This is a genomic window from Streptomyces sp. NPDC045470 (assembly GCF_040646595.1).
GTDB lineage: Bacteria > Actinomycetota > Actinomycetes > Streptomycetales > Streptomycetaceae > Streptomyces.
In genome coordinates this window covers 91,984-113,755 of record NZ_JBEZAN010000022.1, presented here as the reverse complement: position 1 = coordinate 113,755, position 21,772 = coordinate 91,984, and the positions used below count along the sequence as shown (strand labels likewise).

General features: G+C 71.5%; 19 protein-coding genes, 2 pseudogenes and 1 riboswitch. Of the genes and pseudogenes, 10 read left to right on the top strand and 11 right to left on the bottom strand.

What is annotated here, in order from left to right:
* Positions 1-93: 93 nt before the first annotated feature.
* Positions 94-225: pseudogene (locus tag AB0A97_RS36290) on the top strand (IS5/IS1182 family transposase); the annotation flags it as partial.
* A gap of 130 nt (positions 226-355) precedes the next feature.
* Here AB0A97_RS36290 and AB0A97_RS36285 read toward each other — a convergent pair.
* From AB0A97_RS36285 to AB0A97_RS36265, 5 genes are all read right to left on the bottom strand, one after another.
* Entirely contained in the window at positions 356-751 is a 396-nt protein-coding gene (locus tag AB0A97_RS36285; RefSeq protein ID WP_361158553.1) for a RidA family protein, read from the bottom strand.
* A gap of 1,115 nt (positions 752-1,866) precedes the next feature.
* Positions 1,867-2,334 (bottom strand): GNAT family N-acetyltransferase, encoded by a 468-nt coding sequence (locus AB0A97_RS36280; protein ID WP_361158550.1) that lies wholly within the window; start codon positions 2,332-2,334, stop codon positions 1,867-1,869.
* Positions 2,335-2,474: 140 nt separating this feature from the next.
* Positions 2,475-2,888 carry a hypothetical protein gene (locus tag AB0A97_RS36275; RefSeq protein ID WP_361158547.1) on the bottom strand — a complete coding sequence of 138 codons (414 nt, stop codon included), beginning with the start codon at positions 2,886-2,888 and terminating at the stop codon, positions 2,475-2,477.
* 160 nt (positions 2,889-3,048) lie between these two features.
* Positions 3,049-3,798, bottom strand: a complete 750-nt coding sequence (locus AB0A97_RS36270; RefSeq protein WP_361158544.1) for an SDR family oxidoreductase — start codon at positions 3,796-3,798, stop codon at positions 3,049-3,051.
* Between the two features lie 46 nt (positions 3,799-3,844).
* Positions 3,845-4,267 carry a cupin domain-containing protein gene (locus AB0A97_RS36265; protein WP_361158541.1) on the bottom strand — a complete coding sequence of 141 codons (423 nt, stop codon included), beginning with the start codon at positions 4,265-4,267 and terminating at the stop codon, positions 3,845-3,847.
* Between the two features lie 427 nt (positions 4,268-4,694).
* Positions 4,695-4,854: riboswitch (cobalamin riboswitch) on the top strand.
* A gap of 184 nt (positions 4,855-5,038) precedes the next feature.
* On the opposite strand from AB0A97_RS36265, the gene metE reads away from it, so the two are divergent.
* Positions 5,039-7,357 carry a 5-methyltetrahydropteroyltriglutamate--homocysteine S-methyltransferase gene (metE, locus tag AB0A97_RS36260; protein WP_361158538.1) on the top strand — a complete coding sequence of 773 codons (2,319 nt, stop codon included), beginning with the start codon at positions 5,039-5,041 and terminating at the stop codon, positions 7,355-7,357.
* A gap of 129 nt (positions 7,358-7,486) precedes the next feature.
* Positions 7,487-8,041: a hypothetical protein gene (locus AB0A97_RS36255; RefSeq protein ID WP_361158535.1), complete on the top strand. Its 555-nt coding sequence runs from the start codon at positions 7,487-7,489 to the stop codon at positions 8,039-8,041.
* A 268-nt stretch (positions 8,042-8,309) separates the two neighbouring features.
* Here the strand turns inward: AB0A97_RS36255 and AB0A97_RS36250 are convergent, their stop codons facing one another.
* The 4 genes from AB0A97_RS36250 to fdh are packed head-to-tail and all read right to left on the bottom strand — an operon-like array spanning position 8,310 to position 14,059.
* Positions 8,310-8,696 (bottom strand): hypothetical protein, encoded by a 387-nt coding sequence (locus tag AB0A97_RS36250; RefSeq protein WP_361158531.1) that lies wholly within the window; start codon positions 8,694-8,696, stop codon positions 8,310-8,312.
* Entirely contained in the window at positions 8,693-9,781 is a 1,089-nt protein-coding gene (gene nrfD / locus AB0A97_RS36245; protein WP_361158528.1) for an NrfD/PsrC family molybdoenzyme membrane anchor subunit, read from the bottom strand. The genes AB0A97_RS36250 and nrfD overlap by 4 nt, the downstream gene beginning before the upstream one ends.
* Before the next feature lie 34 nt (positions 9,782-9,815).
* Positions 9,816-10,814, bottom strand: a complete 999-nt coding sequence (locus AB0A97_RS36240; RefSeq protein WP_361158524.1) for a 4Fe-4S dicluster domain-containing protein — start codon at positions 10,812-10,814, stop codon at positions 9,816-9,818.
* A complete protein-coding gene (gene fdh, locus AB0A97_RS36235) occupies positions 10,811-14,059 on the bottom strand; it encodes a formate dehydrogenase (protein ID WP_361158521.1) in 3,249 nt (1,082 codons plus the stop codon). Before fdh ends, AB0A97_RS36240 begins: the two co-directional genes overlap by 4 nt.
* Before the next feature lie 498 nt (positions 14,060-14,557).
* Between fdh and AB0A97_RS36230 the strand changes: the two genes are divergently transcribed.
* The 6 genes from AB0A97_RS36230 to AB0A97_RS36205 all read left to right on the top strand — a co-directional run bounded on the left by AB0A97_RS36230 (position 14,558) and on the right by AB0A97_RS36205 (position 20,013).
* A complete protein-coding gene (locus AB0A97_RS36230; protein WP_361158518.1) occupies positions 14,558-16,036 on the top strand; it encodes an ornithine decarboxylase in 1,479 nt (492 codons plus the stop codon).
* Position 16,037: 1 nt separating this feature from the next.
* A complete protein-coding gene (locus tag AB0A97_RS36225) occupies positions 16,038-16,583 on the top strand; it encodes an isochorismatase family cysteine hydrolase (protein WP_361158515.1) in 546 nt (181 codons plus the stop codon).
* Between the two features lie 352 nt (positions 16,584-16,935).
* Positions 16,936-17,127 carry a hypothetical protein gene (locus AB0A97_RS36220; RefSeq protein WP_032926801.1) on the top strand — a complete coding sequence of 64 codons (192 nt, stop codon included), beginning with the start codon at positions 16,936-16,938 and terminating at the stop codon, positions 17,125-17,127.
* Positions 17,124-17,924, top strand: coding sequence for a hypothetical protein (locus AB0A97_RS36215; RefSeq protein ID WP_361158511.1), 801 nt, complete (start codon positions 17,124-17,126; stop codon positions 17,922-17,924). The genes AB0A97_RS36220 and AB0A97_RS36215 overlap by 4 nt, the downstream gene beginning before the upstream one ends.
* Positions 17,921-18,856, top strand: a complete 936-nt coding sequence (locus AB0A97_RS36210; protein WP_361158508.1) for a hypothetical protein — start codon at positions 17,921-17,923, stop codon at positions 18,854-18,856. The genes AB0A97_RS36215 and AB0A97_RS36210 overlap by 4 nt, the downstream gene beginning before the upstream one ends.
* A complete protein-coding gene (locus AB0A97_RS36205; protein ID WP_361158505.1) occupies positions 18,853-20,013 on the top strand; it encodes a serine hydrolase domain-containing protein in 1,161 nt (386 codons plus the stop codon). The genes AB0A97_RS36210 and AB0A97_RS36205 overlap by 4 nt, the downstream gene beginning before the upstream one ends.
* A gap of 60 nt (positions 20,014-20,073) precedes the next feature.
* Here AB0A97_RS36205 and AB0A97_RS36200 read toward each other — a convergent pair whose 3' ends face one another.
* Positions 20,074-20,694, bottom strand: a complete 621-nt coding sequence (locus tag AB0A97_RS36200) for a YigZ family protein (RefSeq protein WP_206505848.1) — start codon at positions 20,692-20,694, stop codon at positions 20,074-20,076.
* A gap of 238 nt (positions 20,695-20,932) precedes the next feature.
* On the opposite strand from AB0A97_RS36200, the gene AB0A97_RS36195 reads away from it, so the two are divergent.
* Entirely contained in the window at positions 20,933-21,340 is a 408-nt protein-coding gene (locus AB0A97_RS36195) for a CoA-binding protein (RefSeq protein ID WP_361158502.1), read from the top strand.
* Between the two features lie 18 nt (positions 21,341-21,358).
* Here the strand turns inward: AB0A97_RS36195 and AB0A97_RS36190 are convergent.
* Positions 21,359-21,724, bottom strand: a pseudogene (locus AB0A97_RS36190) (ArsI/CadI family heavy metal resistance metalloenzyme); the annotation flags it as partial.
* Positions 21,725-21,772: the final 48 nt, after the last annotated feature.

Genomic DNA, 21,772 nt, shown 5'->3' with positions numbered 1-21,772 from the left:
TCGTCTTGTCAACAGGGCTCTCAGGCCCGGGCATACTCAAAGGCTCAGCTCGCGCCCCTGAATCAGCTACCACCGGCCTTCACTTCCCATTAGGCGTACTCCTCGCATGCCGTCCGCAGACACCAGCGCACACGCGGAATCCGTGCGGTCATCCCCGTCCCGGCCGATCCGCAGGCACACCGCCTTCGACGCGGCAGCCGGGGTGGCAGGCCGCCCGCCCTCAACCTGGCCCGGCCCGCCGATCGGAACGCGGCATGCCTTCCGCCGTCGCACACACCGGTCACAGCAACGACTTACCCGAGGGCTTGCCACGTTCCCGAGGGCCGCAAGGGGGCTGCTTCAGTGGGCCCGACCGTTACCCAGCGCTCGGCGCCACGGCCAATGCGTCGACCTCGACCCGGAAGTCCGGGTGGACCAGGCCGGCGACCTTCACCAAGGAACAGGCGGGCGGGTGTTCTGCGTCCTGGTATTCGTCTCGCACCTTGCGGAACGCGTCCAGATCGTCCAGATCGGTCAGGTAGACCGTCAGTTTGACGATGTGCTCCAGGCCGGAGCCGGCTGCTTCCAACGCGGTGGTCAGATTCGCGTATACCTGACGGATCTGGGCCTCAGTGTCCTCTTTACCGATCAGGTTGCCGTCGCCATCCACTGGAATCTGGCCCGAGACAGCGACCATCGCTCCGGTGAAGGCGACCGCGTGACTGTAGCCGTTGACGGGCGGTGAGCCGTTGGGACGTATGAAGTGCTCCATGGCCCCGATCATGCCACGAGCGAAAACTCCGGCCCTTACGGACGGCCGCCCCGGACGCGCCCAGCAGATGCGCACCGCAGGACAGACATCACCGCCCGGACCACCTTCGGCTACCGGACGCAGGCACCACTTGAATCACACGCGGCCGGGCGCACCAGTTCCCGCAGTCACCCATCCGCCTTCCACCTGCACCGGGACAGGCTGGTGTTGACGCGGTTCTCACACTCTCGACTGCTCGCACCCATGCAGCGAGCGAGAAGACGGCGCCTTCTGAGCCCCTCTGTTGTTCGGCAACTGCCAGATCAGCGCGAAGCCGCCAGTTCCGCACCGATGGTCCCTCCCGAACCGTAACGTCAGCCCATCCCGGCTCCCGGCGGTTGAGACCAAGATCCGAATGATACGCGGACCAACGTCCCCCAGCGCCCGTGACAACCGCCATCGCAGCAGGTCAGCAGCACCGGCGGCTTCCGGCGTCACGTACACAGCCGCCGGCGTGGTCGTGGGCCAGCGCCCGCTTGGGATTGCTCTGGGACCCCTGGGACTTTCGGCCAGATCAACGGGCATCGGCGCGAAAGATCGATCTGCCTGGTCAACGCCCTTCGACCACCCATCGCGGTGGGTTACGGGCCCGGCCGGTCTCTTCTACGGCATCTGGGGCGCCACGGACGAGGAGGAACGCCGCAAGCTGACCACCTACCGCCAACGCAAACGCCGAGCCGCGTGACGCGCACGAACGCGGGGTTCTCCCCGGCACTCCGCATTCGCCCCGGCCCCACGGCTGCCACCTCGTCAACCAGGAGGGCCTATCCTGCTCCACCGAAGTCGATTCGCCTTCGGCCCAGGGGCCTTCCCGAGGGGAGCAGCGACGGAATGACCAAGAAGAGGCAGCTTTCGCAGCATTCGCCGGATTCCCTGAAAGTAAGGAAAAACCACCACCACGCCTGACGAAACCGCTGGTCGAAGCCTGCGGTCCCCGCGCGTGCGGGGATGGTCCCACTCCCGACACCGAACGGCGCCTCCGCATCCTGCGGTCCCCGCGCGTGCGGGGATGGTCCTACCCGCCGGGCAACGGGCGGGCCCCACACAGGGGATGCCCGCCCGCCACCTCCGCCTCTTCAAAGGGCGCGGCGGAAAGTCACCCGGTCCAGCGCGGGACCGTCGTAGTCCGCGATCGGGGCCGACGGGGTGAAGCCCAGGGCCCTGTGGAAGGCGATGGAACCGGTGTTGTGCGGCGAGGTGATGGCGCGTACCTCGGTGCGGCCGGCTGCTGCCGCGCGTTCGAAGAAGGTGGTGTAGAGGCGGCGAGCGACGCCCTGCTGGCGCAACTCGGGGTCCACTCCGACGAAGTGGATGTACGCCTGGTCCGCGTGGTCGGCGGAGTGGAAGCCTACGAGGAACGCCCGGATTCCCCGCACGTCCTCCAGCACCAGACTGGTGTCCGCGAAGTGTTGCAGGAAGAGGCGTGGCAGCAGCAGGGAGAGTTCCCTCGCTTGTTCCGGGGTGCGTGAGTCGCCCCACCAGCGCTGGACGCACTCCACGAGGGTGGTGTGGTCGGTCGTACGGGCCCGGCGTACGTCTTGCATGCCCTGCCTTTCGGTTGGGGGTGATGGGGATGCGAGGGGGGTGCGATGGGGATGTGATCGGCATTGGAACGCTCAGCTACTCGCGGTAACTGGGTGACGTCGCGGAGCGCTGCACTCGGTCAAGGCCGGGAGACAACCGTTCAGGGGTGGGTAGTTTCCAGTTTCTCGGCCGTGGGGTCGGTGGGTGCGATGTGTCCCTCCTTTTTACGTCGCGTCCTGTGATGGTCTGCCGTCGTCGATGAATTCGAGGAGACGCTCGACGAGCCGGTCCGGCTCGTCGAGCGACACGAAGGCGCGTGAACGCTCCGCGATGGCGACCGAGCGTGCGCCTCCAGGGAACAGTCCGCGTCCGGTTCGAGCGGCGTGCGGTGTCCCCCTAACGGCATGTCGGGCAGCACGATGTGGAACCGGTCGTGCAGTCCCGGGGCCAGCGGGTCCCACAGGTGTCCGTCGACCATCAGACCGTGCACGAACAACAAGTTCCTTCCCTGCCCGGCATGCCGCAGGTCGATGCGGCCGCCGGCCGTTTCCATCTGAGCGGTCCGAGTCTGCACTTCGGACACCTTTCCGCGTTCGCCCACAACGTAGAAATGCTCGCAGTGAAGGGTGTGAGCGCCCCCACCCACCGGACCTGGCGGCACGCGCGGTGTGTCGCTTGATCTGATCGAACCCGTCCTCGGACCGCGAGCAACGTGTATGCCTGCCTCGCCGTGTTCAGGAAGACGTACGCAGCCAGTCCTCGAAGCGGGTGGTGGCCAGTCGGGCGCTGCCCTCGTCGGGGACGAGGCTGCGTTCGGTGAGTTCGGAGCCGAAGTAGCGGGCGTGCGGGTCGGGGGCGACCGTGCGCGGGTCGTGCCAGGCGTGCAGGGCCCGGGCGACGAGTTCGTCGAAGCGGAAGACTTCGGGGCCGGCCACTTCGGTGGTGGCTTTCTGCGGGATTTCCACGGCGGCCTTGGTCACCGCCTCGGCGACGTCCTCGGCGGCCAGGGGCTGGAAGAGCACGGGTGGTACGCGCACGGTGTCGCCGTCGGTGGCGGCGTCGGCGATGCCTCTGACGAACTCGAAGAACTGTGTCGCCCGGAGGATCGAGTAGGGAATCGGGCCCTGTTTGATCAGCCGCTCCTGGACCACCTTCGCCCGGAAGTAGCCGTTGTCGGGCAGGTCGTCGATGCCGACGATCGACAGCGCCAGGTGATGCGTGACGCCCGCCGTGGCCTCGGCGGCCAGCAGGTTGCGGGTGGAGGTGGTAAAGAATTCCAGGACCGCCGACTCCTCGAAGGAGGGCGAGTTGGCCACGTCCACGACCACCTGGGCTCCGGCCAGCGCGGTGTCGAGGCCCTCGCCGGTGAGGGTGTTGACGCCCGTACTGGGCGCGGCGGGCACGGCCTCGTGTCCGCGCTCGGTGAGTCTGCCGACCACTTTGCCGCCGATGAGGCCGGTGCCTCCGATGACCACGATCTTCACTTCGTCTGCTCCTCGCGCTGTTGGCGCCCGCTGGGGCGGAGAGGCGTCAGGGCTCCCGGGGTGCGCGCAGGTGAGCGCGCTGTTTGAGTTCTTCGTCGTCGACCAGGACGGACATGGGCTGCCCCGGTACGCAGAGCATGGTGACGACGAAGCGCAGCCGCGTGTCGGTGAGGGCGTTGCCGTCCTGGTAGTGGATGACGTCACCGCCGGGCTCCCAGAACGCTTCCCCGGCGCGGACGATCCGCTCCGGCTCACCTTCCAGTTCGAAGCGCATCTCGCCCTCCAGCACGTACCCGAAGGCCGGCCCTGGGTGGCGGTGCGGCGGGGCACCCTGGTCGCCGGGCGGGTACTCGATCTGGACGGTCGACACGTGCGCGCCCTCCGGGATGGCGGGCGGGACGACCTCTTGCAGCACGGTGAGCGCGGACTTCCATGCCTCCGAGGGCGGGTGTTCGTGGGTGCCGGGCATGGCGGGTCCTCCTTCTGCGGTGCCGATGCCGGCGCCGGTGCCTGTGCCGGTATCGGTAGCGATGGCGGTGCCGCCCCGGTGTGCGGTGCCGGCCCCCCGGTGTACGGCACCAGGCCTCGGCGAACGGCCCGCCGGTAAGCGGCCCGGCCGGGAGATGTCCCATTGTTCAGACCCCCGGCATGCCCGGTGAGCGCCGATCCGGACACATCCGGGACGCCGTACGGAGCCTCGGCCCCGCCCGTCCGACCCGGCTCCGCCCGTCCCCGTCCCCGCCGTCCCGCCCGGCTCCGCCCCCGCCCGCCCCCACCCCTCCCCCCCGTGTCCCATCTCACGTACCACCATGTGAACAAGGGTGTCCCTACCGGGTGCGACCGATCTACGCTGTCCGGTGCAGCTGGTTCGCCCTGCCCGCCAGGCAGGCGCGTCGTAAGAGGGAACCCGGTGGGAATCCGGGACTGCCCCGCAGCGGTGAGCGGGAACGACCGCCGTCATACGCACTGGATCCGGGCCGCGGATCCGGGAAGCGACGGCCAATAGGTGTCCGCCGGACGATGGTCCGGCAGGCGTGCCCGCGAGTCCGAAGACCTGCCCGTTGCCCGCGCGCGTCCGTACGTGCGCGGACCTTCCGGTGACCTCGAGGGCGGGTCGGCGACCACAGCAGGCGGGCATGGGTGCCGTTCGGCGCCGGGTGGCCCGTCCGGTGCGTCATTCCTTCGCGTTCTCGTCCCGTCACCGGGCTCGGAGAAGATCACGCTCGCGAAGGAGAGTTCCGTGACAGCGAAGCCCGCAGCCGCGGCAGCACGGGCCACCGTGTACGGCTACCCCCGCCAGGGACAGCACCGGGAACTGAAGAAGGCCGTCGAGGGGTACTGGAAGGGCCGCGTCACCGCGGACGCCCTCCGGGAGACCGCGAAGGACCTGCGCCGTTCCAACTGGCAGCAGCTGGCCGACGCCGGCATCCACGAGGTGCCGACCGGTGACTTCTCGTACTACGACCATGTGCTGGACACCAGCGTCATGGTCGGCGCTGTCCCGGAACGCCACCGCGCCGCCGTCGAGGCCGACGCCCTGGACGGCTACTTCGCGATGGCGCGCGGGACGCAGGACGTGGCGCCGCTGGAGATGACCAAGTGGTTCGACACCAACTACCACTATCTCGTGCCCGAGTTGGGGCCTGACACCGTCTTCTCCACCGACTCCGCCAAGCAGGTCGGCGAGGTGCGGGAGGCACTCGCGCTCGGTCACACCCCGCGCCCGGTCCTCGTCGGCCCGGTCACCTACCTCCTGCTGTCCAAGCCGGCCCCCGGTGTGGCCGCCGACTTCGACCCGCTGACCCTGCTCGACCGGCTCCTGCCCGTCTACGCGGAGGTACTGGCGGACCTGCGCGCGGCCGGCGCCGAGTGGGCGCAGTTGGACGAGCCCGCCCTGGTGCAGGACCGCACCCCGGCCGACCTCAACGCCGCCGAGCGCGCCTACCGCGTCCTCGGTACGCTCGCCGACCGCCCGAAGCTGCTGGTCGCCTCGTACTTCGACCAGCTCGGCGAGGCCCTGCCGGTACTCGCCAAGGCGCCCGTCGACGGTCTCGCGCTGGACTTCACCGAGGCCGCGGCGGGCAACCTGGACGCGCTCGCCGCCGCCGGCGGCCTGCCCGGCAAGCGGCTGGTCGCCGGAGTCGTCAACGGCCGCAACATCTGGATCAACGACTACGAGAAGTCGCTGGCCACGCTCGGTACGCTGCTGGGTCTGGCCGACCGGGTCGACGTGGCCGCCTCCTGCTCGCTGCTGCACGTGCCGCTGGACGCCACCGCCGAGCGGGACATCGACCCGCAGGTCCTGCGCTGGCTCGCGTTCGCCCGGCAGAAGACCGCCGAGGTCGCCACGCTCGCCCGCGGCCTCGCGCAGGGCACCCACACGATCGCCGCCGAACTGGCCGCCAACCGCGCCGACCTGGCGTCCCGCGCCGGTTCCGCGATCACCCGCGACCCCGCCGTACGGGCCCGTACCGCCGCCGTCACCGACGCCGACGGCCGCCGCTCGGCGCCGTACGGGGAACGGACCGTCGCCCAGCGGGCCCACCTCGGCCTGCCGCTGCTGCCGACGACCACCATCGGCTCCTTCCCGCAGACCGCCGAACTGCGCGCCGCCCGCGCCGACCTGCGGGCGGGACGCCTGGACACGGCCGGGTACGAGGAACGCATCGGGAACGAGATCCGCGAGGTGCTCGCCTTCCAGGAGGAGGCGGGCATCGACGTCCTCGTGCACGGCGAGCCCGAACGCAACGACATGGTGCAGTACTTCGCCGAGCGGCTGACGGGGTATCTCGCCACACAGCACGGCTGGGTCCAGTCGTACGGCACGCGGTACGTCCGGCCGCCGGTCCTCGCGGGCGACATCTCGCGGCCCGAGCCGATGACGGTGCGGTGGACGCGGTACGCGCAGTCGCTCACCGACCGTCCGGTCAAGGGGATGCTGACCGGCCCGGTCACCATGCTCGCCTGGTCGTTCGTCCGGGACGACCAGCCGCTCGGCGACACCGCCCGGCAGGTGGCGCTGGCCCTGCGTGACGAGGTCGGCGACCTGGAGGCGGCCGGCACCTCGGTCATCCAGGTCGACGAGCCGGCGCTGCGCGAGACGCTGCCGCTGCGCGCCGCCGGCCGTCCCGCCTACCTCGCCTGGGCCACCGAGGCGTTCCGCCTCACCACCGGCGGGGTGCGGGACCGGACGCAGATCCATACACACATGTGCTACGCCGAGTTCGGTGACATCGTGCAGGCCATCGACGATCTGGATGCCGACGTGATCAGCCTGGAGGCGGCCCGCTCACACATGCAGGTGGCCCGTGAACTGGCCGAACACGGCTATCCGCGGGAGGCCGGCCCGGGCGTGTACGACATCCACTCGCCCCGCGTGCCGAGCGCCGAGGAGGCGGCGAGCCTGCTGCGCAAGGGCCTCGGCGCCATCCCGGCCGAGCGGCTGTGGGTCAATCCCGACTGCGGTCTGAAGACCCGGGGCTGGCCCGAGACCCGTGCTTCGCTGGAGAACCTCGTCGCGGCCGCGCGGACGGTGCGCGCGGAGCTGCCCACGTCGTGATCACCTTCGAACTCCACAGCTAGAACCGGTTCATGGGGGTGACCCGGGGGGGCAGCCCGCCGGCCGGCTCGGGAACGGCCGGCCGGCGGGCCGTAAACTGCTCTCCCCGCACTTATCGAGGAACATCACTTGACCCCGTATTCCCTGGCGTTCTACATGGACGTCGTGACCACCGGCGCCGTGCTCGGCCTGCGCCACACCGATTCTCCCGAGCGCGTCGCCGAAAACCTGGGGCCGGACTTCGGCGAGAACAGGTTCGGGGAAACCGGCCTGGGCTACTCCTACGGCCTGCCCGAGTTCTTCTGGGAACGCGAATCCACCGACGCCCTCTGGTCGGGGCACCATTTCACCTTGCAGGTGCACAGACTGGCCCACCGGAAGCACAAGTCCGTCGACGAGGTGCTGCGAACCCGGTACGGACGCTTCGCCCCCCGGCTGCGGTTCGAGAAGCTGCGGCGTCTGTTGGAGCGGCGCGGCGTCCCGTTGCTGGAGATCCCGGATGCGGCGAACGCGCCGTACTACCGGACGTTCTGGCAGCCGAATTCCCAGGTCGCCGTCTCCGTCATCAATTGCCACGGTGAATTCAGCACACCGGGCAACCTGCGGGTCGGCGACGTCTATAACATCCAGGCGCCGCTGACTGCCGACGCGGTGGCGTGGCGGAGGGAGCGCGCCGCCACGTGAACGGCTTGGCAGTCTTCGCAAGGGCGGGCGGGAAGATGCGCAGAAGTTGGCACGGGGCCATGGTTGTTGGCATTCGGCGCCACTGTCAGAGTCTCCGTATGGTCGGCGCGAACTGGCGGCGTGCCGCACCGTCAAGGTGTATGCGGAGTACCTGGTACGGGGCGTGCAGACTCCGGGGTGAGGGCCCCGGACGTCCGTCGGGCGGGTGCGGAGCAGAACTGAGGCTGCTCCGCACCCGCCCGCGGCACACATGGTGCACCGGAAGGGGTCAGCTCTGCCCCGTGCTCTCCAGGACGATCTGGAGCTCGACCTCCTGGTCGCCCGACACCGTGCCTTCCGTACGGACGGAGAACGCGCGTGTCAGCACGTCCCGCAGCCGGTCCACCGCCAAGTGGCTGCCCTGGAGGTCGGCGGTGACGGCGGCGGACAGGTCCGCGTTCGGCCGGACGTCGCCGCGGACCTCCGAGGTTTCGAAGGTCTCGGTCCAGACGGTCGGGTGACCGGACCGGTGCGGCTGGTCGTGGGCGGTGTCGCCGTCGGCGCGGTCGGAGTCGAAGCAGCTGCGCAGCGTGCTGAACACGGCCTCGGCATCGGCCGGTGTCTGGGCGCTGAGCACGACCTGGGCCGGCTCGTCGGTATGGGGTGTGCGGGTCATGTGGGCTGTGTCCTCTCCGCGCTGTGCGTCGATGTGGTGCGGCGGGCTTCCTTGGCCGCCCGTTGGGGTACGACGGTGTATTTCGGGTCCTCGGCGGAGGCGATGCCGGCCGCGAAGACCCCGAAGCGGGTGCACACGGAACCGGCGAGCAGGGCCAGCCCGCTCGCGGCGGCCAGCGTGCGGGAACGGCCTCCGAAGGCGGCGCCGACGGCGGCTCCGGCCGCGGTGAGTGTCCGCGCCGTGCGGAGCAGCGTGCCGGCCCGCCCCTGGTGCCAGGTCTCCGCGACCATGCCGAGGCGCCGTTCGACGGCCTTGGTGACCGCTTCGTCGGCGACCGCGGCCAGTACCGCGGCGCACCGGGCGGGCGCCGTCTCCCGTACGGGAGCGACGGCGAGGGCCGTCCCGGCGGCGGCGGCCGTCGCCGATGCCGCGAAGAGGTACGGGAGTTCGCGGTGCGCGCCGTGCCACGCGGGGACGGCGGTGTCCGCCGCGAGGACCGCGGTGTAGGTGGCGACGGCCGGTCCGAGGAGCGCCGCGAAGCCGGTGGCCAGGGCGCCTGCCCTGGGCAGCTTTCCGGTGACGGCCGAGGCGGCCGCGGCGCCCGCTGTCGGCCCGTAGGCGGCCAGCAGCCAGGAGCCGACGCTCATCGGCGAGGTCGGCTTGACGACCCGGAGCATGTTCGCGAACCGGCCGGGTCTGCCGAGGTCGTTGACGAGTGCGGCGGTGGACAGGGTGACCGCCGCCAGGGAGGAGCCCTTCATCGCGGTGGCGGTGGTGGTGCGGCCCGTCGCGTGGGCCCCGGCCGCCAGCACCGATCCGGCGCCAGCCAGACCGCCGAGGAAGAAGTACCCGGCGATGTCCCGGGCGCGCCAGGCAGGAGCCTTGATGACCGGCCGGCCGTAGTACGACCGGAAGTCGGCCGGGGGCGCCATGAGCTGCTCACCACGGCCGCCGCGGCCGCGCTTGCCGCCCTTGCGCCGTCCTCTCCCGTCGGCGCCCGGCCCGCCGCGCAGCATCTCCGGCGCGGCGGCGCGGCCCGGCCGCCCGCCCTCGGAGCCCTCGCGGGTGACATCGGAGCCGTTCATCGCCTCTCCTTCCGTCATCGCTCCTGCCCTTCCGTCATCGCCGTCCCTTCCGTCCGGTGGCACCGCCGAGCTGCTTCAGCGCGGGCCCGGCGAACGCCAGCGCGATGCCTCCCGCCAGCGAGAGCGCCGCGGCACCCGCGTGTTTCCACATGGCGGGCAGGTCGCGGGTGGTGACGACGGGGTCCGGTGGCAGTCCGTAGACCTCGGGTTCGTCGAGGAGAAGGAAGAACGCGCCGTCCCCGCCGACGCCGTCGGCCGGCTCGTGCCCGTACAGCCGCGCGTCGGTGACGCCTGCCGCGTGCAACTGGTCGACGCGGAGCGCGGCCCGTTCGCGGAGTTCGTCCAGCGGTCCGTACTGGATGGACTCGGTCGGGCACGCCTTGGCGCAGGCGGGTTCCTGTCCGGCGCCGAGCCGGTCGTAGCACATCGTGCACTTGAAGGCGCGGCCGTCGGAGGGGCGTTGCTCGATGACGCCGTACGGGCAGGCGGGTACGCAGTAGCCGCAGCCGTTGCAGATGTCCTCCTGGACGACGACGGTGCCGAACTCGGTGCGGAAGAGCGAGCCGGTGGGGCAGACGTCCAGGCACGCGGCGTGGGTGCAGTGTTTGCAGACGTCGGAGGCCATCAGCCAGCGCAGGTCGCCGCCGGCCGCGTTGTCGGAACCGCCGCCGGTACCGTCGTTCGTGTCGGCCAGCGGCAGTTGTGTACGCCCGTCGGCAGCGGGCGGCCCGCCACGCACCGGCGCCGCCGGCCCGTCGCGCGCGGGAACCTCCTGCTCGACGAAGGCCACATGACGCCACGTCGAGGCCCCGAGCCCCTGCGTGTTGTCGTAGCTCATCCCGGACAGCGACAGTCCGTCCTCGGGCAGGGCGTTCCACTCCTTGCAGGCCACCTCGCACGCCTTGCAGCCGATGCACACGGAGGTGTCGGTGAAGAAGCCCGTCCGGGGCGGTGCGCCGGAGTGGCCGGCGTCTCCGGCAGGGTCCGGTTCGACGCCGCTGAGCAGGTGGTGGCCGAGCAGGTGGTCGGTCACGGGCGGGGCTCCGTTCCGGTGGTCTCGTCGATGCCGGCGCGCTGCCGGTAGGCCGCGACCAGTTCCGGCAGGCCGGGCCCGCGGGGCCGGCGGCCCGGCCGGATGTCGGCGGTGAGCGCCTTGTCCTCCTGGATGTGGGCGTTGGGGTCGAGGGCGATGGCCACCAGTTCGTTGGCGGCGTCGCCGGTGACCACGCCGTTGGGTCCCCAGTGGAAGGGCAGCCCGATCTGGTGGACGGTGCGTCCCTGAACGGTCAGGGCGGAGATCCGCCGGGTGACCATGACACGCGCCTCGATGGCGTTGCGCGCGGTGATGATGGTGGCCCAGCCCAGGTGTTCCAGGCCGCGTTCGGCGGCGAGCTGCGGGGAGATCTCACAGAACAGTTCCGGCTGGAGTTCGGCGAGGTAGGGCGACCAGCGGCTCATGCCGCCGGCGGTGAAGTGCTCGGTGAGCCGGTGGGTGGTGACGATGTACGGGTAGACGTCGGCGCCCGGTTCGTCGCCGCTGGGGTGATAGCGGTTTCCCTCATGGGGGTGCAGGCGGCGGACCGGTGAGCGCGGCGTGGCCGGGTACAGGGCGTTGCCGAACGGGGAGTCCTGCGGCTCGTAGTGGGTGGGCAGCGGCCCGTCCACCAGGCCGGCCGGCACGTACAGCCAGCCCTTGCCGTCCGCCTGCATGATGAACGGGTCGTCGCCGCGCAGGGCGTCGGGGCCGGTCGCGCCGTCCGGCGGCTCGTAGTCGGGGGCGCGGTCGGGAATGAAGTCCGGCACGTCGTGTCCGGTCCACTTCCCCTTCTGGGCGTCCCACCACACGTACGCCTTGCGCTCGCTCCAGGGTGTGCCGTCCGGGGCGGCCGAGGCGCGGTTGTAGAGGATGCGGCGGTTGGCGGGCCAGGCCCAGGCCCATTCCCCGGCCACCCAGTCCTGTTCGGTGTGCGGCTTCTTGCGGGCCGCCTGGTTGACGCCGTCCGCGTAGACGCCGCAGTAGATCCAGCAGCCGCATTTCGTCGATCCGTCGTCCTTCAGCTCCGTGTACGCGGAGAGCGGGCCGCCGTCCGGGCCAGTCCCGTTGATCTCCGCCAGGACGGCGGCGGCAACCGGCTCCTCCAGCGGCCCTTGCACCGGATAGTCCCAGGTCAGATCCTGTACGGGCCGGTCCATGGGGTCGGTGGAGGCGGCCAGCCTCGCCTTGATGCGCCGGCCGAGATGGTACATGAACCACAGGTCGCTGCGGGCGTCGCCCTCGGGTTCGACGGCCGCGTGGTGCCACTGCACCCAGCGGTTGGTGTTGGTGAAGGAGCCGGACTTCTCGGTGTGCGCGGCGGCCGGGAAGAAGAACACCTCGGTGCCGATGTCCTCGGTGCGCAGCTCGCCGGTGTCGATCTCCGGGCCGTCCTGCCACCAGGTCGCCGACTCGATGAGCGAGAAGTCCCGGACGACCAGCCACTCCAGGTTGGCCATGCCCAGGCGTTGCAGGCGGGTGTTGGCGGAGCCGACGGCGGGGTTCTCCCCCATCAGGAAGTAGCCCTTGCAGGTGCCGTCGAGCTGCGCCATGACGGTCTCGTACGTGGCGTGGGCGCCGGTCAGGCGCGGCAGGTGGCCGAAGCAGTAGTCGTTGTCGGCGGTGGCCGCGTCGCCGTAGTACGCCTTGAGCAGGCTGACGAAGTAGGCCCGCATGTTGCCCCAGAAGCCCTTTTCGGTGCGGCTCGTGCGGACGAAGGTGTCCAGGTCCTCGTGCGCGTGGGCGTGCGGCATCGGCAGGTAGCCGGGCAGCAGGTTGAAGAGGGTGGGGATGTCGCTGGAGCCCTGGATGGAGGCGTGGCCGCGCAGGGCCTGGATGCCGCCGCCGGGGCGGCCGATGTTGCCGAGGAGCAGTTGCAGGACGCTGGCGGCCCGGATGTACTGCGCGCCGACCGAGTGCTGGGTCCAGCCGACCGCGTAGACGAAGGCGCTGGTGCGGTCGCGGCCCGAGTGAGCGGTCAGCTCCTCGCACACCCGTAGGAACGTCTCCCGCGGCACTCCGCAGATCCGCTCGACCATCTCGGGGGTGTAGCGGGCGTAGTGCCGCTTGAGGATCTGGTAGACGCAGCGCGGGTGTTGGAGCGTCTCGTCGCGCGGCGGCTGCCCTCCGGTGCGCGCTCCGCCGGAACCGTGCTGCTCAGGGCCGCCGGCCTCCTGCACACGGGCCTCGTACAGCTCGTCCACCTCACCCGACGGCGCCTGGACGTCGACACCCTCGTACTGCCAGGTCAGAGTGTCGTAGTGCGTACCGTCCGCACCCAGGCCGGAGAAGACGCCGGCCAGATCCTCGGTGTCCCGGAACTCCTCGCCGACCAGGGTGGCGGCATTGGTGTAGTTCAGGACGTACTCCCGGAAATCCTTCTCCTCCGTCAGAACGTGACGGATGATCCCGCCCAGGAAGGCGATGTCGCTGCCCGCCCGCAGGGGGACGTGCAGGTCGGCCAAGGCGCTGGTCCGCGTGTACCGCGGATCGACGTGGATGACGCGGGCGCCGCGTGCCTTGGCCTCCATCACCCACTGGAAGCCGACGGGGTGCGCCTCGGCGAAGTTGGAACCCTGGATGACGATGCAGTCGGCGTGCTGGAGGTCCTGCATGAAGGTGGTCGCGCCGCCGCGCCCGAAGGAGGTGCCGAGGCCGGCGACGGTGGAGCTGTGGCAGACCCGGGCCTGGTTCTCCACCTGGACCACGCCGAGGCCGGTCAGCAGCTTCTTGATGAGGTAGTTCTCCTCGTTGTCCAAAGTGGCGCCGCCCAGGCTGGCGATGCCCAGGGTCCGCGCCGTGCAGAGCCCCTCGTCGGACTCCCACTCCCAGGTGCGGCGGCGGGTCTCGACGACCCGGTCGGCGACCATGTCCATGGCCGTCTCCAGGTCCAGCGGCTCCCAGTCCGTCCCGTACGGACGCCGGTGGAGCACCTGGTGGCGGCGGGACGAGCCGGTGGTGAGCTGGAGCGTCGCCGAACCTTTGGGACAGAGCCGGCCGCGGCTGACCGGCGAGTCCGGGTCCCCCTCGATCTGGACGACCTTCTCGTCCTTGACGTACACCTGCTGGCCGCAGCCGACCGCGCAGTACGGGCAGACGGAGCGCACCATCCGGTCGGCGGAGTCCGTGCGCGGGCGCAGCCGCTCCGTGTACGGCGACATCGCGGCGCGGCCCCGGCCCAGCGGGTCGCCCCCGGTCAGCTGCCGGTACACGGGCCACTCGCGAACCCGTTTGCGCACGCCCATCGCTTGTCCTCCAGCGGGTCTGCGGTCTGCCACGGCGGCTGCCTCCTCAAAGACTCGCCCGCCGGAGCCCCGGCGGCGAGCGGGAGCGGCAGGCGGCCCCCGGCGGCGGCAGGCCGGTGCCGCCGGCAGCCGACCGGCGGCGCGAGGGCGGGTTCCCCGCACTGGCCAGGGAAAACCCGTACGGAGCGGCAAAGGTCCAAGAGGTACGGGAGCGGCCCGGCCGAAGCCGTCGCGGACGCTCAGGAGGACTCGTTCCGTGGCCGTACGGGTGAGCGCCGCCCTTCCGCCACGCGCCCCGTGCGCCTCACCACCAGGAGGACGGGCACCAGGGCAACCGAAGAATTCCCTGCCGTGGGCTTCGGCCGAAGGCTGGGGAGCGTTGGCCCCCTGCGTGCCCCGTCCCCACAACGAACGCGGTGCGAGCCGCGCGTCAGCGCGAACCCTCGCGCGCAACGCGCCCGGTGATTGACCCGCCCGCCCCCGGGGAACCCCTGCCGCATGGCTGTCGATCACACACAGGCACCGGTTCTGGAGGCATTGTCCCGCTACCGACAGGCCGGAGAGGTCTCCTTCACCCCGCCGGGCCACAAACAGGCCCGCGGTGCCGACCCTCTGGTGCGGGAGGTGCTGGGCGACGCCGTCTTCCACGGCGACCTGCTGGCCTCCGGCGGCCTCGACGACCGGCTGGGGGCCGGCCAGGTACTGGAGCGGGCCGAAGCGCTCATGGCGGACGCGGTGCACGCCTCGCACACGTTCTTCTCCACCTGCGGCAGCTCCCTGTCCGTCAAGGCGGCGATGCTGTCCGTCGCGGGCCCGCACGAGAAGCTGCTGGTCGGGCGGGACGCGCACAAGTCGGTGGTGTCGGGCCTGATCCTGTCCGGTGTGCGGCCGATCTGGGTGGACCCGCAGTGGGACGAGGAGCGCCGGATCGCCCATCCGCCGTCGGTCGAGGCGTTCGAGCGGGCCTTCGAGGAGCACCCCGACGCCCGCGGTGCGCTGGTCACCAGCCCTACGCCGTACGGCGCCTGCGCGGACCTCGACGGGCTGGCGCGGGTGTGCCACCGGCGGGGGCGCCCGCTGGTCGTGGACGAGGCGTGGGGAGCACATCTGCCCTTCCATCCGGACCTGCCGTCCTGGGCGATGGACGCCGGCGCCGACGTCTGCGTGACGAGCATCCACAAGATGGGCAGCGGCCTGGAGCAGGGCTCGGTGTTCCACCTGCGGGGCGACCTGGTACAGCCGACCGTACTGAAGTCACGGGCGGACCTCTTCGGCACGACCAGCCCTTCGGTGCTGCTGTACGCGGGCCTGGACGGCTGGCGGCGGCAGATGGCCCTGCGGGGCCGTGACCTCCTGGGCCGGGCCCTGGACCTGGCCGCGCGGGTGCGGGCCGCCATCGAGGAGATCGACGGGCTGCACGTCAACGACCGGGCCGACTTCTGCGGTCCGGGGCTGGCCGACGACTTCGACCCGCTGCCCGTGGTGATCGACGTGAGCGGGCTCGGCACGTCGGGCTACCGGGCCGCGGACTGGCTGCGCGAACACCGTTCCGTCGACGCTCATCTCGCCGACCACCGGCGGATCAGCGCCCAGCTCACACACGCCGACGACGAGGCGACCGCCGGGATCCTGCTCGACGCCCTGCGCGATCTGTCGCGGCACGCTGCGGACCTGCGCCCGGCCCCGGAGGTCGAGGTGCCGACGCCGGGCGAGCTGCGGCTGGAGCAGGTGTGCCTGCCGCGCGACGCCTACTTCGGCGAGGTCGAGGACGTGCCGGTGCACGCGGCGGCCGGCCGCATCGTGGCCGAGATGCTGACTCCCTATCCGCCGGGCATCCCGGCCGCGCTGCCCGGCGAACGGCTCGACGGGCCCGTGGTGCGGTATCTGTCGAGCGGGGTGCGGGCCGGGATGAACGTACCCGACGCGGCCGATCCCGAGCTGAAGACGGTACGGGTCCTCGTCGAAGGGAACGGCTGACATGCGGACGGCCCTCATCGTGATCGACATGATCAACACCTACGAGCACGCGGACGCCGAGCAGTTGCTGCCGTCGGTGCACGACGCCCTGCCCGGCATGCTGCGCGTGCTGGAGCGGGCCCGCGCGAAGGAGTCGGACGTCGAAGTCATCTACGTCAACGACAACTTCGGCCGGTGGCGCTCGCACCACGACGAGATCCTCCGTACGGCGCTGGACGGACCCCACTCCGACTTGGTGGAGCCCCTCCGCCCGGACGACGCCTCGCTGTTCGTGGTCAAGGCCCGGCACTCGATCTTCTACGAGACGCCGCTGGAGTACCTCCTCGGCCAGCACGGCATCGGACGCACAGTGCTCTGCGGCCAGGTGACCGAGCAGTGCGTCCTGTACTCGGCCCTCGACGCGCACATCCGCCACCTGGACGTCACGGTCCCGCGCGACGCGGTGGCCCACATCCACGCCGACCTGGCCGACGCCGCGCTGCGGATGATGGAGCGCAACATGGGCGCGGACGTGACCGACTCGACGGCGGAGTCCCTGTTCGGGTGATGCCGGGTGCGGGATGACGGCCGGCCGTCAGGTCGGATACGCGTGGCGGGCACGAAAAGGCCTGCCACGCGCGGAAGTTGGCGCACGCGGCGACGGTGACGAGCAGTACGGCTGCGACCGGCACCGCCCACAGCGCGACACCGAGCGGGCCGTACGAGCCTGAACGGATCCGTACGGGCCCGTGCGTGCCCCCCCCCGCGTCTCGAACCGGCAATGCCGCCGCTCCGGCGCGACGAAAGGGCCTGACAGCACCCTTGTCCACCAATGGTCGATATGTCGATTTAGGAGTACTTTGGGAGGTGGCATCGGGGGCATCACCGATCTTGGTGATGACGTCTCTTCGAGGGAGCGAATGATGCTTGCCCAGACCCTCCAGCCCACTGGCCTCACACTCGACAAGGAAGCACTGGGGTGGGTGGCGACCCAGCCCGAAGCCCCGCTGAGCGACGCACCGGTCCCCGCACCGCACGGCGCCGCATGGGGAGTTCTGCTCCTGGGCCTCCTGATCTCGCCCAAGGAGCCGAAGGAAACGAAGCGCCGGTGATCTCCGAGCGTTCACGGACCGCCCACAGCGAATCGGCCGACCAGTTGGCCCGTCGCGCCCTCGATGCCCTCCGGGGCACCGGGGGCGCCGCCGTGGCCGCGATCCATGTGGAGGCCGCGGCGGCGGAGGCCGGAGGCGACCCGGCGGTGGCGCTGGGCGCCGTCCGCATTCTGGGGGCGGACGTCCTCGCACCGTACGTACTGACCGGCCAGCCCCCTCCCGCGGGCGATACGGCCGCCATCGGCCTGGCACTCAGTGCCCTGCCACCCGACGAGACGCCGCCTCCGGCACCTCCCGCGGGCACCGAGGAAGCGTGGATCATGGCCTGGATCGACTGGGGCCTCGCCGCCGTGCAGGCCCGCCTCGACCCCGCCGATGCGCCGGTACGCACAGCACCCCTCCCCCAGGGCCCTCCACGGTGCGACGATGCCACGCCCCGCAATCTGCCGCCGACCACGGACGCGGACGGCGGCGCACAGGAGGGCTGGGTCTCCTGGTCCGTACGCATGGGGAAGCTGGCCTCACTGGCCCTGCCGGGACTGGACGGACCGGTGCACGACGCCGCCCGGGCGGGAGCCCTGGGCCTGGCCCGCGGTGCCACCCGCGCCACCCTGCGGCGCGACCACCCCACCGCCGCCCGGATCACCCGCTGGCTGGCCTGGCTCCGCGCCGACGGGGTCGCACTGCCGCTCGACCCGGCGCCCCTGACCGAACACATCGGGTTGCTCGGCGGCGGCGATCGCCCCGCGCTGGACACCGCAGTCGCCCGCCGGCTGCTCGGCCTGGAGGACCTGTGAGACCGGCCGCGGCACAGACCGCGCACACCATCAGCTCCCGGGCCCTGGCCTGGCTGCACGCCCACCGCGAGCACGGCAAGCTCTCCGACTGCCCCCGCGCGGACCTCGTCGACGACGCCGACACGTACAAAGGCCTGGGCGAATCGGCGCTCGCCGCCTCCCTGGTCCTGCGCAGCGGCGTCGCCGGAACGGCGGAACTCGCCCTGGCCCGCGAGCTGCTGGAGTTCTGCTGGCAGCAGGTGGACAACGGTGCGCTGCTGTACGAGCGGCTGCTGCGGCACCCGCTCAAGACCGACCCGGTGGAGACCTACGCACACTTCGTCCGCGGCGGCTACCGCCACCCGCAGTTCGAGCGACTGGCCGCCCACACGGTCACGCTGCGCTCGACGCACGCCGTGGAACACGTACCGAACCGACGGCTCGCGGTCGCCAACTCCGCGCGCGTCATCGGCCTCGACCACGGCCCGGCAGCCTACGACTGGGCCACGCTGACCCGGGCGACCTGGCTCGGCGCCACGCCCGAACCCTGGCACATCGACTGGCTGACCGGCTACGGCGTCACCCACGTCGCTTTCCACCTCACCGACTGGGGCCGTCTGCCCGACCGCCTCCCCGCCGAGCTGGCGGAGTACCTCACCCGGTGGCTCCCGGTCTGGACCGATATCTGGGCGGAATGCGGTCAGTGGGACCTGATGGCCGAGCTGATGATCGTCGGCGCCTGCCTGCCGGAGCCCTGGACGGAGACCGACGACTGGCAGCGGCTGGTCGGCCTGCAGCGCGAGGACGGGCTGGTGCCCCGCGACGACCAGCCCGTCGAGGGCGACCCGGCCGAACTCTTCGACGCCCACCAGCACCCCACCGTCGTGGCCGTCGTCGCGGGCACCGTCGCCCTCACCCGGGCGCTGGGCGGCGCGGGGCAGCCCGGCCCATGACCCCGCCGGGGGCACCGGCCGCGGCAGCGCCCGGCCTGCCCGAGGGGCTGCCGCGGGAGCTGCCGGAAGCGCTGCTGTCGGCCGCCCCGGGCGCGAGTGCCGTCGCCGTCGGCCTGTACCGGCGGGGGCAGCGGTCCTTCCTCGTCCGGGGCAGCACCGCCCGCGAGGACGGGGTGCCGGTGGAGCCGTCCACCCGCTTCGAAGTCGGTTCGCTCAGCAAGACGTTCACCGCGCTGCTCCTCGCCGAGCAGGCCGCCCGGGGCGAGGTCGGCCACCACGATCCGGCCGCCCGCCATCTGCCCGCGGGTACGCGCGTCCCCGTACGCGGTACGGACATCACCCTCACCCACCTGGCCACCCACACCTCGGGCCTGCCCCGCCTGCCTCCGGGGCTGCTGCGCTCCGGTATCCGCCGTCTCCCGACCAACCCCTACGCGGGCTTCACGCGCGCGGACGTGCTGCGTGCCCTGGCCCGTACCCGGTTGCGGGCCCGGCCGGGCACCCGCGTGCGGTACTCCAACTTCGGTGTCGGCCTCCTGGGGCACGCCCTGTGCGGGGCGGCCGGCGGGCTCCCGTACGAGCACCTGCTCGCGGCCCGGGTCCTGCGGCCCCTCGGCCTGCACGACACGAGCGCCATCGCCGACCCGCCTCCCGGCGGCACGCAGGTCACCGGCTACGGCCACGGCCGCCCTCGGCCGCCGTTCGACATTCCTGGCCTGCCCGGCGCCGGCGCCGTCCGCTCCAGCGCCCGCGACCTGCTGACGGTCGCCGAGGCGCTGATCAGCCCGGGGAACGCGGAGGTCACGGACGTCACGGGCGTGGGCGCCACCGGCATCCTCGGTCCGGGGAGCGCGGCCTTCCCCGGTGTCCTCTCGGCGCCTTTGCGCACCGCCCTGGAGGACGTCACCCGCCCCCGCCTAGTCCTCCCCCGCACCACGTCCCAGCTCGCCCTGGTCTGGAACATCCGCCTCCGGGCCGACGGCTGCGGCCTCTACCACCACTCGGGCGGCACCCGCGGCTGCACGGCCTTCGTCGCCTTCAGTCCTCGGCACGACACCGCGCTGGTCGCCCTGGCCAACTGCGCGCCGGGCCTGCGCGCCCCGTTCGTCCAGCGGGCTTACGACACCGTGTCGGACCTGCTCCGCACCCCGGCCTGACCCTGACCCTGGTCCGGTCCCGGCCTGATCCCGGCCTGTCTCCCGACCCGGCCCCGGGCTCTACCCGTACGCCTCGCCACCCAGCTCCAGACCCGCCGTACCCGCCGTCGCATCGGCCAGCCAGGCACGGAAGGCGTCCAGGTCGGACTCCGGCAGCCCGACCTCGATACGTACGTCGGACCCGTACGTCACCTCGCGCACCGCCCGGCCCGTGGTCCGCAGGTCGTTCTCCACCCGCCCCGCGCGCTGGTGGTCGACGGTGACCGTGACCAGACGGAAGCGCTGCCGGGTGACCGTGCCAAGGGCGTCCAGAGCCTCCCCCACGACGCCCCCGTACGCGCGGATCAAACCGCCCGCCCCGAGCTTGATGCCGCCGAAGTAGCGGGTGACGACGGCGACGACGTACCTGACCTCGCGGCGCACCAGCATCTGCAGCATCGGCACACCCGCGGTCCCGCCCGGTTCGCCGTCGTCGCTCGCCTTCTGCACCCCGCCGTCGGCCCCCAGGACGTACGCGAAGCAGTTGTGCCGCGCCGTGGGGTGCTCCTTGCGGATACGCGCGATGAAGTCCTGGGCCTCGGTCTCGGTCGCCACGGGGGCGAGCGCGCAGATGAAGCGGGACTTGTTGATCTCGATCTCGTGAACACCCTCGCGCGCGAGAGTCCGGTACTGCTCCTGCATCAGGCCACCCTATGCGCCGCCGGTAGCGCCCGGCGCATCCCCGTACGCGCCCCGTCCTGCGGCACTCAGGCGAAACCGCGCACACATCGGCGACCGGCGCCCGCTGAGATCGCTGGGAACGCTGGGAATGCTGAGCGCACGGGAATCTTCACCCCCCGCGTACACGTTCTCGACACCAGACGGCCGCCGGCACGCGGTCGCATCCGACGGGCCCAGGCCCGAACCACGGGAGGCAGTTGTGTACGGCGATCCGGCGACGATCCGCAGGATTCTTCGGGATTCGGGCGACACCTGGGCCGTCGTGGGCCTGTCCACCAACCGGAACCGCGCCGCGTACGGCGTCGCCGGCGTCCTCCAGCGCTACGGCAAGCGCGTCGTCCCGGTCCACCCGAAAGCCGAAGCGGTCCACGGCGAGCAGGGCTACCCGAGCCTGGCCGCCGTCCCGTTCCCCGTCGATGTCGTGGACGTCTTCGTCAACAGCGACGCCGCGGGCGGTATCGCCGACGAAGCGGTCGGAATCGGCGCCAAGGCAGTCTGGTTCCAGCTCGGCGTGATCGACGAAGCGGCGTACGACAAGGTCAGGTCCGCCGGTCTGGACATGGTGATGGACCGCTGCCCCGCCATCGAAATACCCAGGCTGGGCTGAGCCCGGGGGTCACGAGCCGGCGTCCGCCTTGACCACGTAGACCTCCCAGGGCTCCTTGCCGGGGCCGGTCACCCAGACCTTGTCCTGGAGGGCGTAGCAGCAGGTGGTGTCGTTCTCCTCGAAGGTGGCCAGGCCCGCGTCCTTGAGGCGGGTGGTGGCGGCGGTGACCTGGCCGGTGCTCCCGACTTCGATGCCGAGGTGGTCGAGCCGGGTCTCGTCGGCTTCCCGGCCTTCGAGGAGTACGAGTTTCAGCGGCGGCTCGGCGATGGCGAAGTTGGCGTAGCCGGGGCGGCGTTTGGCCGGTTCGGTGTTGAAGAGCTTGGTGTAGAAGGCGACGGACGCCTCCAGGTCGGGGACGCGCAGGGCGAGCTGGACACGCGGCATCACGGACTCCCAAGAGACTGGATCGATGTATGTCGATACAAGGTTGCG